This window comes from Actinoplanes sp. OR16 (assembly GCF_004001265.1).
Classification (GTDB): domain Bacteria; phylum Actinomycetota; class Actinomycetes; order Mycobacteriales; family Micromonosporaceae; genus Actinoplanes.
Map to the genome: position 1 here is coordinate 2,215,927 of NZ_AP019371.1, position 12,939 is coordinate 2,228,865.

The following is a 12,939-nucleotide window of genomic DNA, read 5'->3' on the forward strand; positions in this document are numbered from 1 at the left end:
CCTTCCGCCCTCCGCGGGGGTTTCCCAACCCTCGGAGGCTTCGATGTTCAAGCCCGGGCTCCCCAAACTCATCGCCACGGACCTCGACGGCACCCTCGTCCGCAGCGACGACACGGTCTCCGCCTACACCCATGAGGTCCTCGACCGGGTCCGCGCCGCCGGCATCCGGATCGTGGCGGCGACCGGCCGCGGGCCGCGTCTCACCTCCCTCGTGCGCAACGACATCCGGGTCGCCGACTATCTGGTCCTGGCACAGGGCGGCTGGGTGCTCGACCAGGCCGAGGCGCGCTATCTCCGCCAGGCCCGGCTTCCCGGCGAGCAGCTCGGCCGGGCGCTCGCCGCACTGGAGTCGGCGATCGGCAGCCCGCTGTCGGTGATGTTCGAGGCGCTGGAGCACGACGAGTCCCCGCTCTGGGGCGACTACGACCCGACCTGGCGTTACCCGGTCACGGTCGAGGCGCGGACCAGGGCCGAGTGCCTCAGCGGTGAAGTGATCAAGGCGTTCGCCCGGTCGTTCGACCACCACGTCGACGAGTTGCTCGCGGTCGCGCGCGGGGTCGTGCCGGCCGATCTGGCGACGGTGACCCAGGCCGGGCTCGACTACGTGGAGATCTGCCCGGCCGGCGTCGACAAGGGCACCGGTCTCGCCGTGGTCGCGGAGGCGGTCGGTGTCGATCCGGCCGACGTGCTGGTCTTCGGTGACATGCCCAACGACCTGCCGATGTTCGCCTGGGCCGGCTGGGGGCGGGTGGCCGTCGCGAACGCGCACCCTGAGCTGCTCGAACAGGCCGACGCCGTAACACTCGCCAACGATCAGGACGGTGTGGCGGTGTTCCTGGACGAGCTATTGTCGAGGTGATGAGCTTTCGCCTGGTTGCCACTGACATCGACGGCACTCTGATCAACAGCGAGCGGCTCCTGACCAGGCGCACTCTCGACGTCCTGGCACAGGTCCCGGTCCCGGTCGTCCTAGTGACCGGCCGCCCGATGCGCTGGCTCGACCAGCTCCAGGACCAGCTGCCGCACCCGCTGCCGGCCATCTGCGCGAACGGCGCGGTGATCTACGACCCGGACACCGATCAGATCCTGCGTGCCGAGTCGATGCCGGCCGAGGTCCTGCTGGACGTGACGAAACGCCTGCGCGACGTGGTTCCCGACATCGTCCTGGCCGTCGAGGTCGAGGACGGCCGCTCGTTCCTGCACGAGCAGGCCTGGCCGCGGCTCTGGGAGGGCGACCACCGGATCCGGGTGATCAGCTCGCCGGAGGAGCTGACCTCGGCGCCCGCGGTGAAGCTGCTGGCCCGGTCCGCCACCGCCGACCCCGACGACTTCCTGGAGCTGGTCAGCCGCACCCTCGGCGATCGGGCGGTGGCCACCCGCTCGTCGTCGTCCGCCCTCGTGGAGATCTCCGCGGCCGGCGTGACGAAGGCGGCGGGTCTGGCCTGGCTCTGCGAGCGGGAAGGCATCACCGCCGACCAGGTCGTGGCTTTCGGCGACATGCCGAACGACATCCCGATGCTCACCTGGGCCGGCCGTGCGGTCGCGATGGGCAACGCGCACCCCGCCCTCAAAGCGATCGCCGACGAGGTGTGCGCGACGAACGACGACGACGGGGTGGCGCGCTACTTGCGCGAGGCCTTCGACCTCTGATCAGAGGTACTGGCCGGTCCGGCCCTGGACCTCGCCGGTTGCGGGCGCCTGACGGCCCGGGATCAGTCCACCTGCGCCCATCGGCAGCGCGGGACGGCCTGCTGCGCCGCCACGCATCTGCTCCAGCTGCAGGCGGGCGGCCATCTGCTGGGCCACCAGCGCGGCCTGGATCCCGTGGAAGAGTCCCTCGAGCCAGCCGACCAGCTGGGCCTGGGCGATGCGCAGCTCGGCCTCGCTCGGCGGGGTCTCGCCCTCGAACGGCAGCGAGAGACGCTCCAGCTCCTCACGCAGCTCGGGAGCGAGGCCGTCCTCCAGCTCCTTGATCGACCGCTGGTGGATCTCCCGCAGCCGGCCTCGGCTCGCCTCGTCGAGAGGAGCGGCGCGGACCTCTTCGAGAAGCTGTTTGATCATGCTGCCGATGCGCATGACCTTCGCCGGCTGCTCGATGAGGTTGCCCGGCTCCTCCGGGGTGAGCGACCCGTCCTCGGAGAAGGTGCCGATCGGCCGGCCGTCCGGGCCCACGACGATGACGGAGCCGTCTTCGGAGTGCTCAGTGGTGCGGGTGTCGTCGGTCATGGGTTCTATCTTTGCGCACCGGTTCTCGCCGGTGCTCACGCCCGCAGCTCGGCCACCGCGCATTTGACACTTCCGCCGCCCCGCTTGAGCTCGGAGAGGTTCACGTGGATCGGCAGATATCCGGCGTCCCGCACCTTGCGGCCCATCCCGGCCGCCTCGGTGTTGAGGATCACGTGCCGGCCGTCGCTGACCAGGTTCAGCCCGAACGCCTCGGCGTCCTCCCGGTCGGCGAGCAGCGCGTCCGGGAAGAGCTGGGCGAGCACCCGCTGGGAGGCCGGGGAGAACGCACCCGGGTAGTACGTGACGTGCCGGTCGTCGAGGGCCGCCAGCGCCGTGTCCAGGTGGTAGAAGGCCGGGTCGACCAGCTTGAGCGAGATCACCGGACGGCCGAGCACCTCCTGGGCCTCGGCGTGCGCGGCCGGATCGGTACGGAACCCGTACCCCGCCAGCACGATGCCCCCATAGGCGCCCGGCAGGTAGGCGAAGTCGCCCTCACCCTCGTTGACCTGGATCGGGGCGTGATAGCGCCACGGGCTCTCATAGAACGCCCGATGAGCCGCCGCCTCGTCGGCGCGCTGCGGGTACTTGAACCGGGCGCCGTAGACGGTGCCGTCGACCGAGAAGGCGCCGTTCGCCGAGTAGACCATGTCGGGCAGGCCGGGCCGGGCGTCGAGGACGTGCACCAGGTGGCCGAGGTCGACGAGGGTGTTGCGGAGGGTGTCCCACTGCTTGAGGGCCAGATCGGCGTCGACCGCGACCTCGGTGTCCATCCACGGGTTGATCGCGTACTCAACCGTGAAGTGCTCCGGCGGACACATGAGGTATGTCCTGATTCGCGGCAATCGCTCACTGTGGCTCATGAATCTAAAGAGTAGGTAGGCTGCGGTGCAGCAAACAGGTGGAAATCTTGCTCCTCGGAGGCGAATCGTTGCAGATGGACGCCGTTGACCAGCGAATCATTGCGTTGCTGGTGGCCGATGCCCGCTCGTCGTACGCCGAGATCGGCGCGAAGGTCTCCCTCTCCGCTCCGGCGGTGAAACGCCGGGTCGACCGGCTGCGTGCCAGCGGGGTCATCAAGGGATTCACCACCGTCATCGAGCCGGCCGCGGTCGGCTGGACGACCGAGGCGTTCGTCGAGTTGTTCTGCACCGGGCGGACGACGCCGGCCCAGATCACCGTGGCGACCCGGCGGCACCCCGAGGTGGTCGCGGCATACACGGTGTCCGGGCAGGCGGACGCGCTGGTGCACCTGCGGGCGGCCGACATCGGCCATCTGGAGCAGGCGCTGGAGAAGCTGCGCGCGGAGCCGTTCGTGACGTCCACGCGCAGCATGGTGGTGCTGTCCCGGCTCGTGGAGACACCGACGACGGTCGGACCGGCCTAGGGGCCGCTCAGAGGTACATCCCCGGGCGGTGCTCGCTGGTGTCGCCCGCCTTCGGCGGGACCGGCTTGTCGCCCTCGCCGAAGAAGCGCTTGCCGCCGAACTCACCGTGCAGCCGGTCGTCCAGCTCGTCGGCAAGGCCCGTCATCACCTGGACCGCGAGCATCAGGTGGATCGCCTGGAAGTTGCGGCCGAAGACCGGGATCGACGCCCACACGGTGTCCTGCGCGACGTAGAGCCGGCCGATCGGCATCCGGTTGGTCAGCTCGGAGAGCTTCACGTAGAGCTGTTCGGTCGGCTCGATCTCGGTGAGGATCGGCGAGAAGACGTCGACGAGTGGCGGGTTGTCCCGGACCCGGACGAAGACCATCGCCGAGCCGGCCCGGATGCCGATGTCACCGTCCGCATCGACCTGGAGCTGGTCGACGGTGGTCTTCGACATGGTGGCGACGACGGTGCGGACGCGCTCGTCGAGCGGCACCACGTCGGCGTCGACGGTCGCCAGGGCGGCCTCGAGCGCGTCGTCGTCCTGGAGGTCGTCGAGATCCACCGAGCCGGTCACGGAGGGCTCGTGCCGGGCGGTGCCGAGCGGCACCGTGTCGATCGGCTCGTCCTCCTCGTCGTGGACGAGGTAGACGAGGAACGCCGGGTGCGGGGCGCCGTAGATGTCGCGGAGCGTGCGAGAGACCGCCGTGGCCGTCTCCCGCGCCTTGTCCTGCTCGCCGCGGAGGCCGAAGGAGCTGCCCGAGTCGGCAAGCACACCGGGCGGCGACCAGCCGAGCGCGACCATGTCGGCGACGGTGGCGCGATCCATCCGGTACTCCGCGGGGAGCTCGGCGTTGCCGACCGCGAGTGCCTCGATGACGCCGTCGTCCAGCACGCGCATGCTCACCGAGTAGACAGCGGTCCCGGTGCCGGAGGCCGTCGGGTCCAGCGTGATGTCGACGTGTGCCCCCGGGGCAAGGGTCGGCAGCAGCGTTGCCAGCGCGCCGGCGAACTCACGCCACGCCTCGGTGACCTTGGCTCGTAGGTCAGCCGTGCTGGGCTCGTCGAGCAGGATGCCTTCGTCCGGCATGATCGCACCTCCGTTCCCGTCACCCTATCGAGCGCCGACGGGTCTTGGACGCCCTGTCCGCCGGTCAGGATTGATCTTGTCGGTTACCCCAGTTCAACGCCAGGGCGCTGATCTTCGCGGCGGCTTCGGCCGGGTCGGCGCCACGGCCCACCGCAAGACCCATGAGGTACGCCGTGACGGGCGCGCCGGGACGCAGGACGTTGTGCGCGACGTCCCGGGCCACGTCGAGCAGCTCGCCGGTGGGCACCTCCTCGGGCCGAACACCCAGCTCGGCGCCGGCGGCCGCGAGCCAGTCGTCCATCTCCGTCACCGGGCCCACTCCTCAGCGGTACGCAGATCGTCGTCGGTGTCGCAGTCGAACCACGGGGGCGGACCCGGCCGGCGCCAGGAGACCTCGGCGACCCGGACCTTCTCCAGCAACGACCGCACCGATGCGCCGTGCAGATCGCCGCGCTCCTCGGCGAGCCGGGCCAGGGCGGCACGCAGCGCCTTCGTCCGCCACACGCCGCACAGCACCTGCAAGTGGCCCTCGGCGTCGCGGTAGACGGCGCCCTCCATCGGAGCCGACTCCATGGTCAGCCGCAGCACGTCGATCGCCTCACCGGTGAGGAACGGCAGGTCGGCGGCGAGCAGCGCGGTGAACGCGACGGTGTCGGGCACCAGCGCCAGCCCGGCCGCCGCGGCCGCGACGGGTCCGCCACCGGGCGGCTCCTCGCGGGTGACGTGCACCGACACCGGCAGGTCGGTCGGCACCCGGCCGACCACGACCCGGGGGTCGGCGTCGTGCACAGCGGCCAGCACACGGGTCAGCATCGACTGGCCGGCAACCGGCAAAGTCGGCTTGTCCGCGCCACCCATCCGCCGCGCCGCACCACCGGCCAGGACCACCGCCGCAAATCCCCCCACGTGAGTACCGTATCCCGCCCGCGTGCCGGACGTGACCGCGCGCTCAGTTCGAAGCCGTGTGGCGGACGTCGCCGTAGGCTTCCCACATGGGGAGGAACGTGACGCGTCGTACGGTGGTCAGCGTCGACCTGGGTGCGACTCCGGCCACCCGCCGGCGGCCCGACGAGCTCGCCGCGGAGGAGCCGCTCGAGATCAGGGTGCGGAAGAACCCGCTCGCTGTGACGATGCGCACTCCGGGCCACGACATCGACCTCGCCATGGGATTCCTGCTGACCGAAGGCGTGATCGGCAAGGCCGACGACGTGCTGACCGCGCAGCTCTGCGCCGGCACCGACACGCCGAACACGTACAACGTCGTCGACGTGGTACTCGACCCGCACGTCCCGCCGCCGGTCACCGACCCGAGCCGGAACTTCTACACGACCAGCTCGTGCGGTGTCTGCGGCAAGGCCAGCATCGACGCGGTCCGGACCAGGTCCCTCTTCGACGTGGCAGGCGATCCGCTGGAGATCCCGGCGACCGTCCTCGCCGGTCTGCCGGAGAAGCTGCGGAAAGCGCAGCGGACGTTCGACCGGACCGGCGGACTGCACGCCGCGGGCCTCTTCACCGCCACCGGCGACCTGCTGGTGCTGCGCGAGGACGTGGGACGGCACAACGCCGTCGACAAGGTGATCGGCTGGGCGCTGCGTGAGGGCCGGCTGCCGCTCGCTGGTCACGTGCTGATGGTCTCCGGGCGGGCCAGCTTCGAGCTGACGCAGAAGGCGTGGATGGCCGGCCTGCCACTGCTCGCGGCCGTCTCGGCGCCCAGCACCCTCGCCGTCGAGCTGGCCGACGAGGCCGGGATGACGCTGATCGGCTTCCTCCGCGAGCCTCGGATGAACATCTACGCCGGGGCGCAGCGCGTCACGTTCTGACCATGTGAGGTTCCCGCGACCGTAAAGTCCGCCACGCAGTCAGATTCATCTATGCGCAACAGGCTGCGGTCATGTCTGTTTCGCGCAGAACGCTGCTGTTGACCACCGCCGGCGCCGCCACCGTCATCCCCCTCACCGGCGCCGCGTCGCCCTACCGGGGACCGCTGCGCTCCGACCCGTTCACGCTCGGCGTCGCGTCCGGCGACCCGGACCCGGACGGCTTCGTACTCTGGACCCGGCTCGCGCCCGTTCCGCTCGCCGAGGACGGCCTGGGCGGCATGCCGTACCGCAACGTCAAGGTGACCTGGGAACTCGCTGCCGACGAGCGGTTCCGCAAAGTCGTCCGGCGGGGCGCCGCCGTGGCCCGGCCGGACCGCGGGCACAGCGTCCACGTCGAGCTCGACGGGCTGTCGCCGGGCCGGGAGTTCTTCTACCGCTTCCACGCCGAGCGCTACACGTCCCCGGCCGGCCGCACCCGCACCGCGCCGGCCCGTCATGCGCAGGTCGGCGCGCTCGCCATGTCGTTCGTCTCGTGCTCCCAGTACGAGCACGGGTACTTCACCGCCTACCGCAGGCTGGCCGAGGACGAGCCGGACCTGATCCTGCACCTGGGCGACTACCAGTACGAGTACGCGCCCGACACCTACAACATCCCGGGCGGTAATCCCCGCGACCACCAGGGCCCGGAGACCGTCACGCTGGCGAACTACCGGCAGCGGCACGCCCAGTACAAGACCGACCCGGACCTGCAGGCCGCGCACGCCGCAGCGCCGTGGGCGGTGGTCTGGGACGACCACGAGACCGAGAACAACTGGGCCGACGAGGTTCCCGAGCAGCCGGACGCGAACTTCCCGGCCCGCCGGGCCGCCGCGTTCCAGGCGTACTACGAGAACATGCCGCTGCGCCGGACCTCCGTCCCGAAGGGCATCGACATGCAGCTGTACCGCCGGCTGCACTGGGGACGCCTGGCCACCTTCCACATGCTCGACACCCGCCAGTACCGCGACGACCAGGGTTGCGGCGACGGCTACGCCGACTGCCCTGCCGCGTACGACCCGGCCCGCACGATCACCGGCGCCGAGCAGGAGAGGTGGCTGCTGGACGGGTTCCGCCGGTCGACAGCGCGCTGGGACGTGCTCGGCCAGCAGGTCTTCTTCGGGCAGCGGGACAACAACGCGGGCCCTGCGAAGGTCCTCAGCATGGACTCCTGGGACGGGTACCAGGCGTCCCGCGACCGGATCACCCGCGGCTGGGTGGACGCGGGAGTCCGCAACCCGGTCGTGCTCACCGGCGACGTGCACGCGCACTGGGCCGACGAGCTGAAGCTGGACTACGCCGACCCGACCTCGAAGACCGTCGGCACCGAGCTGGTCTGTTCCTCGATCACCTCCGGTGGCGACGGCGCCGACGTGCCGGCCGGCAACCACCCGTGGGCGGCCTGGAACCCGCACCTGCGCTTCTACAACAACCAGCGCGGTTACGTCCGGACCACGATCACCCGGGACGCCCTGACCGCCGACTTCGTGACCCTGCCCTACGTCACGACGGCCGGCGCGCCGGCGCACACCCGGGCCACGTTCGTGATCGAGGACCGGGTGCCGGGCCTGAACCAGGTAGCCGACAACCCGACGCCGTCCGCGTCGCTGCGCTCGGGCGGCGATCTAGGAGCGGCGACGGTGGAGCAGGAGACAGCCCGTCCGTGATTCAGCGGGCCGTTGAAAAGGCCGATCGACGCGCCGTGGAAAAGGCCGATCAGCGCGCGTTGAAAAGGCCGATCAACGGCCCCTTGAAAAGGCACCGCTCAACGGGCCCGCCGGATCCGGCGGGCCCACCCGGGCTCCGATCTGATCAGGCGCGGTGACAGCCCGAACCCGAGCACCTCGTGCAGCAGCCCGGCCAGGTGATGCCGAGGCTCGGCGGCCAGGGCCCGGTCCACCGCGACCCGGGCGAGCGGCCCGTTCCCGGCCCGCCAGGCGGCGAACCCGAGCAGGCAGGCCGGCGCCGGGGTGTAGGCCCGCTCGACCCGCCGCAGCACGTCGGTCCAGAGGTGGATCCGCCAGTCCTCCGGCGTCACCCTGTCCAGCGCGTAGTCCTCCACGGCACGGTCGGCGAGCAGCGCACCCAGCCAGGCCGTCTCATCAGCGTCCAAGCGCAGGCCGGCCCGGTAGCGGGCCTCGGCCTGCCGGACCGCGATCTGACCGGCCCGGCGGATCCGGCGCTCGGTCCGTTTCGCGTCCGGCTCGTCGGCGATCAGCTCGGAGAACCGTTTCCGGGCCCGCTCGGTCGCCTCGCCCATCGCGACCCGCTCGGCACCGTCCACCGGTGCCACCAGGTCGGTCAGGTGACGTCTGCTCGGCAACGCCACCTGGCCGCGGAACGTCGCCTCGGCCGCGATCACGCTGTCGGCGGGCAGGCACGGTGTGCCGTCCGGCGGGCAGCACCGGAGGTTCTCGCAGAAGAACGACCACCATCGGCCGCCGGTCACCCGCAGGGCGTCGGCCACCCGCACGTCCAACGGGCTCAGAGCGGCGACCAGCGCGAGCACCGCCGGGGTGACCCGGGACGGAGGCCCGAAACCGACGATCACGAGCGATGCCGCGCCCTGCCGCGCCACCGCCGCGGCGACCTCACCGACGGCATCGGGATCGTCCGGCGGTGGGATGTCGTAGCAGGCCGTGAAGTCCACGTCCGGACCGGTGAGGCCGACCACCGCGACGCTGTCGGCCGGGTGATAGCCGAGCATGAACGGCAGGATCGCGATGAGGTCGGACGGGGATCGGACGGTAACGGGGGAAGTCATGCCGGGCAGCGTGGCCGCGCCCGGATCGGCCCCGCGTGCCGAATCCCGAGCCTGTGGAAAACGCCCTGCTGTGGAAAACCGCTAGCTGCGGAACGGCAGCTCGTGCAGCTGCAGACCCTCTTGCTGGTAGGCGTTGCTGTGCCGGCTCAGGTCCATGGTCAGCTCGATCGAGGAGACCACGTCGTAGCCCGCCGCGTGCAGGCTGCGGATCGCGTCGACGTTGCGCGACTCGGGGGAGATGGTCAGCGACGTCATGCTGCGGTTCTTCGCCTCGGCGGCGACGTGCTGGAGCAGGATGCGGCCCACGCCCTTGTGCCGGTGCGTGACGGTGACGACGACCGGGTCGACCTCGCCGGCACGCCCTCGCATGATCAGCCCGACCATCCCGATGACCCCGTCGTCGGCGTGGTCGGCGACCCAGAGCCCGGAGAGATCGAGACGCGTCAGGTATTCCTCGAAGCCGGCGCCGTCGTCAGCGGTCTCTTCCCCATACATCTCGTTGTGCTGCCGGGTGAGCTCCGCCCACAGGTTCCGGCCCGCCGAGTGATCGCTCGGGCGGTACGAACGCACAGCGACAGGGGTCATGTCGCCATCATGCCTTCGCATTGGGATGTTCGTCACCAGAAGCGCAAGATAAGCGGGTGGACCTGGCGTACCTGCGCGCGCACCCGCAGCACCTCCCGACATTTCTGACACATCAGCGCATCCGGGAGACTCCGGTGAGCGGCGGAGTGTGCGTTGCCCGGCGTCTCACGCTCGACGACGGCACGTCGTTGTTCGCGAAGTCCTGGCCGGACAGCCCGGCGCCGGACGGCATGTTCACCTCGGAGGCCGCGGGTCTGGCTTGGCTGCGATCCGCACGGGCGGTCCCCGTACCCGAAGTGATCGTCGCTCTTCCTGATCTTCTGGCCCTGGAATGGATCACGCCCGGCTCGCCGACGCGCTCGGCCGCCGCTGAATTCGGTCGTGCGCTGGCCGTCCTGCATCGCAGTGGCGCTCCCGAATTCGGCGCTTCCCGGCCCGGCTGGATCGGGCCTCTGCCGTTGGACAATTCGGTCTCCCAGGGTCCCTGGGGTTCATGGTTCGCGACTCGGCGCCTGCTTCCCTACCTGCGACTCTCCGTTGATCGCGGCGCCCTTTCCGTGGATGACGTCACGGCCGTCGAGGAGATCATCAAGACGATTGATTCGTACGGGGGAAGCGAGCGCCCTTCCCGCGTCCACGGCGATCTGTGGCCCGGCAACCTGTTGTGGGGCGCCGACGGCCGTTGCCACCTCGTCGATCCGGCAGCTCACGGCGGCTCACGGGAAACCGACCTGGCCACGCTGGCGCTCTTCGGCGGGGCGCCGTTCCTGGACGTGATCCTCGGCGCGTACCGGGAGGAGTGGCCGCTCGCCGACGGCTGGGAGGCTCGCGTGCCACTGCATCAGCTGCATCTCCTGCTGGTGCACACGGCTGCTTTCGGCGGCGGTTATCGGAGTGCGGTGCGGGCGGCGGCCGACGCGGTCCTGCGTACCTGATCTTCAGGCTTCCATACAGCGATATGCGTAACGGCGATTCACGGCCGGAGCGGCTAGATTCAATCCGTGAGCATCTCCGCGTTCGACCTCGCCCGGTGGCTGCCGTGACCGTGCTCGCCGATCGGTTCGGCCGCGTCGCGACCGACCTGCGTGTCTCCCTCACCGATCGGTGCAATCTGCGGTGCACCTACTGCATGCCCGCGGAGGGTCTGGCCTGGATGCCGCAGCCCGACCAGCTCACCGACGACGAGGTGAACCGTCTCGTGCGGATCGCGGTCGAGCAGCTCGGCGTGACCGAGGTCCGGTTCACCGGCGGCGAGCCCCTGATCCGCCGCGGCCTGGTCGGCATCATCGCGGCCGCCGCGAAACTCGACCCGAAGCCGAAGCTCTCGGTCACCACGAACGGCATCGGCCTCGACCGCATCGCCGGCCCGCTCAAGGACGCCGGGCTCGATCGGGTGAACGTCTCCCTCGACACCCTCGACCCGGCCCGCTTCCACACGCTGACCCGCCGCGACCGGCATGCCGACGTGCTGTCCGGCCTGCGCGCCGCCGTCGACGCGGGCCTGACTCCCGTGAAGATCAATACCGTGCTGATGCGCGGGGTCAACGACGACGAGGCGCCTGCGCTGCTGCGGTTCGCCCTCGACCACGGCTATCAGCTCCGCTTCATCGAGCAGATGCCCCTCGACGCGCAACACCAGTGGGACCGGCACGAGATGGTCACCGCTTCCGAGATCCTCGCCGCTCTGGAACCCTTCGGCCTGCGTCCCGACGATGTTTCACGTGGAACGGCGCCGGCCGAGACCTGGCTCGTCCCGGGTCACGTCGACGCCGCCGGCCAGCCCGCCCGGGTGGGGGTCATCGCCAGTGTCACGCGGCCGTTCTGCGGGGACTGTGACCGCACTCGCCTGACCGCCGACGGCCAGGTCCGCAACTGCCTCTTCGCCACCGAGGAGAGCGACCTGCGCGCTCTGCTCCGCGGCGACGCCACCGACGCCCGGATCGGCGAGGCGTGGCGAGCCGCCATGTGGGGCAAGCGGGCCGGCCACGGCATCGACAACCCCGCGTTCCTCCAGCCCGCCCGTCCCATGTCCGCGATCGGAGGCTGACAGTGCCGACCGTGCGCTATTTCGCCGGCGCCCGAGCCGCTGCCGGCGGCCTGTCGTCCGAGGTCGTGGAGGCCGCGACGCTCGACGAGCTGACCCAGCTGCTCGCCGATCGGCACGGGGAGCGACTGGCCCTGGTCATGAAGGCGGCCAGCTTCCTCGTCGACGGCCTGACCTGCCACGACCGTTCCGCGGCGGTCCCGCCCTCGTCGACGATCGACGTGCTGCCGCCCTTCGCCGGCGGCTGAGCGGTTCCTGCCGGCGCTGGTCCGGCGACACGGTCAGTCGCGGCCCTGCCAGGTCGTCACGCAGATCTCGTTGCCCTCGACGTCGGCCAGAATCCAGAACGCCGGCGAACGACGGTCCGACAGCAGCCGCCCACCGGCGACCAGAGCGGCCGCGATCCGGGCCGGCGCCTCGTCATGCGGCACGCAGAGGTCGAAATGGACGCGATTCCGCTGCCGGCGTGGCGAGGTCATCTGCTGGAACCAGACGGCCGGCCCCTGCCGCACCGGGTCCACGATCGGCGCGGTGGGTCCGGCGCCGGGCAGGTCGTCGGCGTACCCCAGCACCGCCTTCCAGAACGGGCGGATCGCGGCGATGTCGATCGCATCGATGGCGATCTCCAACTCCTGCACCGAGCGGACCGCGGTGTCGATCGCTCCCTCGGTACGCAGCCCGAGCCCGCCCACCATGGCCGTGATCCGCTGCGCGAGCTCGACGTCCCGGGCGGTCAGCGCCGCGAACTCCCTGGTCTGCAGCACGAACTCGACACGCTCCGGCCGGAGGTCCGTGTGCAGGTGTCCGTCGGCGTCGTCACCGCAGGTCTCGACGGCCCGGGCGGCGAGGGCCACCGCATCGGTGAGCGATCCCACCCGCACCGAAGTCCGCAGCGTGCCCAGCAGGAACCGCCACCCGTGCCCACCGACCGCGTCCTGCGCCTCACCGCGGCTCAACATCCGTTCCACCGCGCCAGCCTGCCAGCCTGCCGCAACCCGTATGCCACTC

16 protein-coding genes are annotated in these 12,939 nt (G+C 70.8%); 8 read left to right on the plus strand and 8 right to left on the minus strand.

Annotation, left to right across the window (positions count from 1 at the left end; translation table 11 throughout):
* Nucleotides 1–43 precede the first annotated feature (43 nt).
* Nucleotides 44–859, plus strand: a complete 816-nt coding sequence (locus EP757_RS10310) for an HAD family hydrolase (protein ID WP_127544244.1) — start codon at nt 44–46, stop codon at nt 857–859.
* Nucleotides 859–1,650: a Cof-type HAD-IIB family hydrolase gene (locus EP757_RS10315; protein ID WP_127544246.1), complete on the plus strand. Its 792-nt coding sequence runs from the start codon at nt 859–861 to the stop codon at nt 1,648–1,650. Before EP757_RS10310 ends, EP757_RS10315 begins: the two co-directional genes overlap by 1 nt.
* Here the strand turns inward: EP757_RS10315 and EP757_RS10320 are convergent, their stop codons facing one another.
* Nucleotides 1,651–2,226, minus strand: a complete 576-nt coding sequence (locus EP757_RS10320) for a bacterial proteasome activator family protein (RefSeq protein ID WP_127544248.1) — start codon at nt 2,224–2,226, stop codon at nt 1,651–1,653.
* Nucleotides 2,227–2,261: 35 nt separating this feature from the next.
* Nucleotides 2,262–3,086, minus strand: a complete 825-nt coding sequence (ddaH, locus tag EP757_RS10325; protein WP_127544250.1) for a dimethylargininase — start codon at nt 3,084–3,086, stop codon at nt 2,262–2,264.
* A gap of 68 nt (nt 3,087–3,154) precedes the next feature.
* Here ddaH and EP757_RS10330 point away from each other — a divergent pair, with 68 nt between their 5' ends.
* A complete protein-coding gene (locus tag EP757_RS10330) occupies nt 3,155–3,610 on the plus strand; it encodes an Lrp/AsnC family transcriptional regulator (protein WP_127554179.1) in 456 nt (151 codons plus the stop codon).
* Nucleotides 3,611–3,617: 7 nt separating this feature from the next.
* Here EP757_RS10330 and EP757_RS10335 read toward each other — a convergent pair whose 3' ends face one another.
* The 3 genes from EP757_RS10335 to EP757_RS10345 all read right to left on the minus strand — a co-directional run bounded on the left by EP757_RS10335 (nt 3,618) and on the right by EP757_RS10345 (nt 5,588).
* A complete protein-coding gene (locus EP757_RS10335; protein ID WP_127544252.1) occupies nt 3,618–4,682 on the minus strand; it encodes a hypothetical protein in 1,065 nt (354 codons plus the stop codon).
* A gap of 64 nt (nt 4,683–4,746) precedes the next feature.
* Nucleotides 4,747–4,992 carry a DUF6457 domain-containing protein gene (locus EP757_RS10340; RefSeq protein WP_127544254.1) on the minus strand — a complete coding sequence of 82 codons (246 nt, stop codon included), beginning with the start codon at nt 4,990–4,992 and terminating at the stop codon, nt 4,747–4,749.
* Nucleotides 4,989–5,588 (minus strand): molybdenum cofactor guanylyltransferase, encoded by a 600-nt coding sequence (locus EP757_RS10345; protein ID WP_232050450.1) that lies wholly within the window; start codon nt 5,586–5,588, stop codon nt 4,989–4,991. Before EP757_RS10345 ends, EP757_RS10340 begins: the two co-directional genes overlap by 4 nt.
* An 86-nt stretch (nt 5,589–5,674) precedes the next feature.
* On the opposite strand from EP757_RS10345, the gene fdhD reads away from it, so the two are divergent.
* Both fdhD and EP757_RS10355 read left to right on the plus strand, forming a co-directional pair.
* Nucleotides 5,675–6,502 (plus strand): formate dehydrogenase accessory sulfurtransferase FdhD, encoded by an 828-nt coding sequence (gene fdhD, locus EP757_RS10350; protein WP_127544256.1) that lies wholly within the window; start codon nt 5,675–5,677, stop codon nt 6,500–6,502.
* 71 nt (nt 6,503–6,573) lie between these two features.
* On the plus strand, nt 6,574–8,205 hold the full coding sequence (locus EP757_RS10355) for an alkaline phosphatase (RefSeq protein WP_127544258.1): 1,632 nt from the start codon (nt 6,574–6,576) through the stop codon (nt 8,203–8,205).
* A 98-nt stretch (nt 8,206–8,303) separates the two neighbouring features.
* Here the strand turns inward: EP757_RS10355 and EP757_RS10360 are convergent, their stop codons facing one another.
* The gene (locus EP757_RS10360; protein WP_127544260.1) at nt 8,304–9,302 is read right to left on the minus strand and encodes a DUF4192 domain-containing protein; all 999 of its coding nucleotides are present in this window, start codon (nt 9,300–9,302) and stop codon (nt 8,304–8,306) included.
* Between the two features lie 81 nt (nt 9,303–9,383).
* The gene (locus EP757_RS10365; protein ID WP_127544262.1) at nt 9,384–9,887 is read right to left on the minus strand and encodes a GNAT family N-acetyltransferase; all 504 of its coding nucleotides are present in this window, start codon (nt 9,885–9,887) and stop codon (nt 9,384–9,386) included.
* Nucleotides 9,888–9,943: 56 nt separating this feature from the next.
* Between EP757_RS10365 and EP757_RS10370 the strand changes: the two genes are divergently transcribed.
* The 3 genes from EP757_RS10370 to EP757_RS10380 all read left to right on the plus strand — a co-directional run bounded on the left by EP757_RS10370 (nt 9,944) and on the right by EP757_RS10380 (nt 12,179).
* Complete coding sequence (locus tag EP757_RS10370; RefSeq protein WP_127544264.1) at nt 9,944–10,822, plus strand: fructosamine kinase family protein; 879 nt, start codon at nt 9,944–9,946, stop codon at nt 10,820–10,822.
* Between the two features lie 95 nt (nt 10,823–10,917).
* Nucleotides 10,918–11,934 (plus strand): GTP 3',8-cyclase MoaA, encoded by a 1,017-nt coding sequence (moaA, locus tag EP757_RS10375; protein ID WP_127544266.1) that lies wholly within the window; start codon nt 10,918–10,920, stop codon nt 11,932–11,934.
* 2 nt (nt 11,935–11,936) lie between these two features.
* A complete protein-coding gene (locus tag EP757_RS10380; protein WP_127544268.1) occupies nt 11,937–12,179 on the plus strand; it encodes a MoaD/ThiS family protein in 243 nt (80 codons plus the stop codon).
* Nucleotides 12,180–12,212: 33 nt separating this feature from the next.
* On the opposite strand, the gene EP757_RS10385 is transcribed toward EP757_RS10380, so the two are convergent.
* Nucleotides 12,213–12,890 (minus strand): VOC family protein, encoded by a 678-nt coding sequence (locus EP757_RS10385; RefSeq protein ID WP_127554181.1) that lies wholly within the window; start codon nt 12,888–12,890, stop codon nt 12,213–12,215.
* Between the last annotated feature and the right edge of the window lie 49 nt (nt 12,891–12,939).

Bases quoted from the DNA above. Each gene is read 5' to 3' on its own strand.
- EP757_RS10365 (WP_127544262.1), bottom strand. From the start codon at position 9,887: ATGACCCCTGTCGCTGTGCGTTCGTACCGCCCGAGCGATCACTCGGCG.
- EP757_RS10315 (WP_127544246.1), top strand. From the start codon at position 859: ATGAGCTTTCGCCTGGTTGCCACTGACATCGACGGCACTCTGATCAAC.
- EP757_RS10355 (WP_127544258.1), top strand. From the start codon at position 6,574: ATGTCTGTTTCGCGCAGAACGCTGCTGTTGACCACCGCCGGCGCCGCC.
- fdhD (WP_127544256.1), top strand. From the start codon at position 5,675: ATGGGGAGGAACGTGACGCGTCGTACGGTGGTCAGCGTCGACCTGGGT.
- EP757_RS10335 (WP_127544252.1), bottom strand. From the start codon at position 4,682: ATGCCGGACGAAGGCATCCTGCTCGACGAGCCCAGCACGGCTGACCTA.
- EP757_RS10310 (WP_127544244.1), top strand. From the start codon at position 44: ATGTTCAAGCCCGGGCTCCCCAAACTCATCGCCACGGACCTCGACGGC.
- EP757_RS10360 (WP_127544260.1), bottom strand. From the start codon at position 9,302: ATGACTTCCCCCGTTACCGTCCGATCCCCGTCCGACCTCATCGCGATC.
- EP757_RS10320 (WP_127544248.1), bottom strand. From the start codon at position 2,226: ATGACCGACGACACCCGCACCACTGAGCACTCCGAAGACGGCTCCGTC.
- ddaH (WP_127544250.1), bottom strand. From the start codon at position 3,086: ATGAGCCACAGTGAGCGATTGCCGCGAATCAGGACATACCTCATGTGT.
- EP757_RS10385 (WP_127554181.1), bottom strand. From the start codon at position 12,890: ATGTTGAGCCGCGGTGAGGCGCAGGACGCGGTCGGTGGGCACGGGTGG.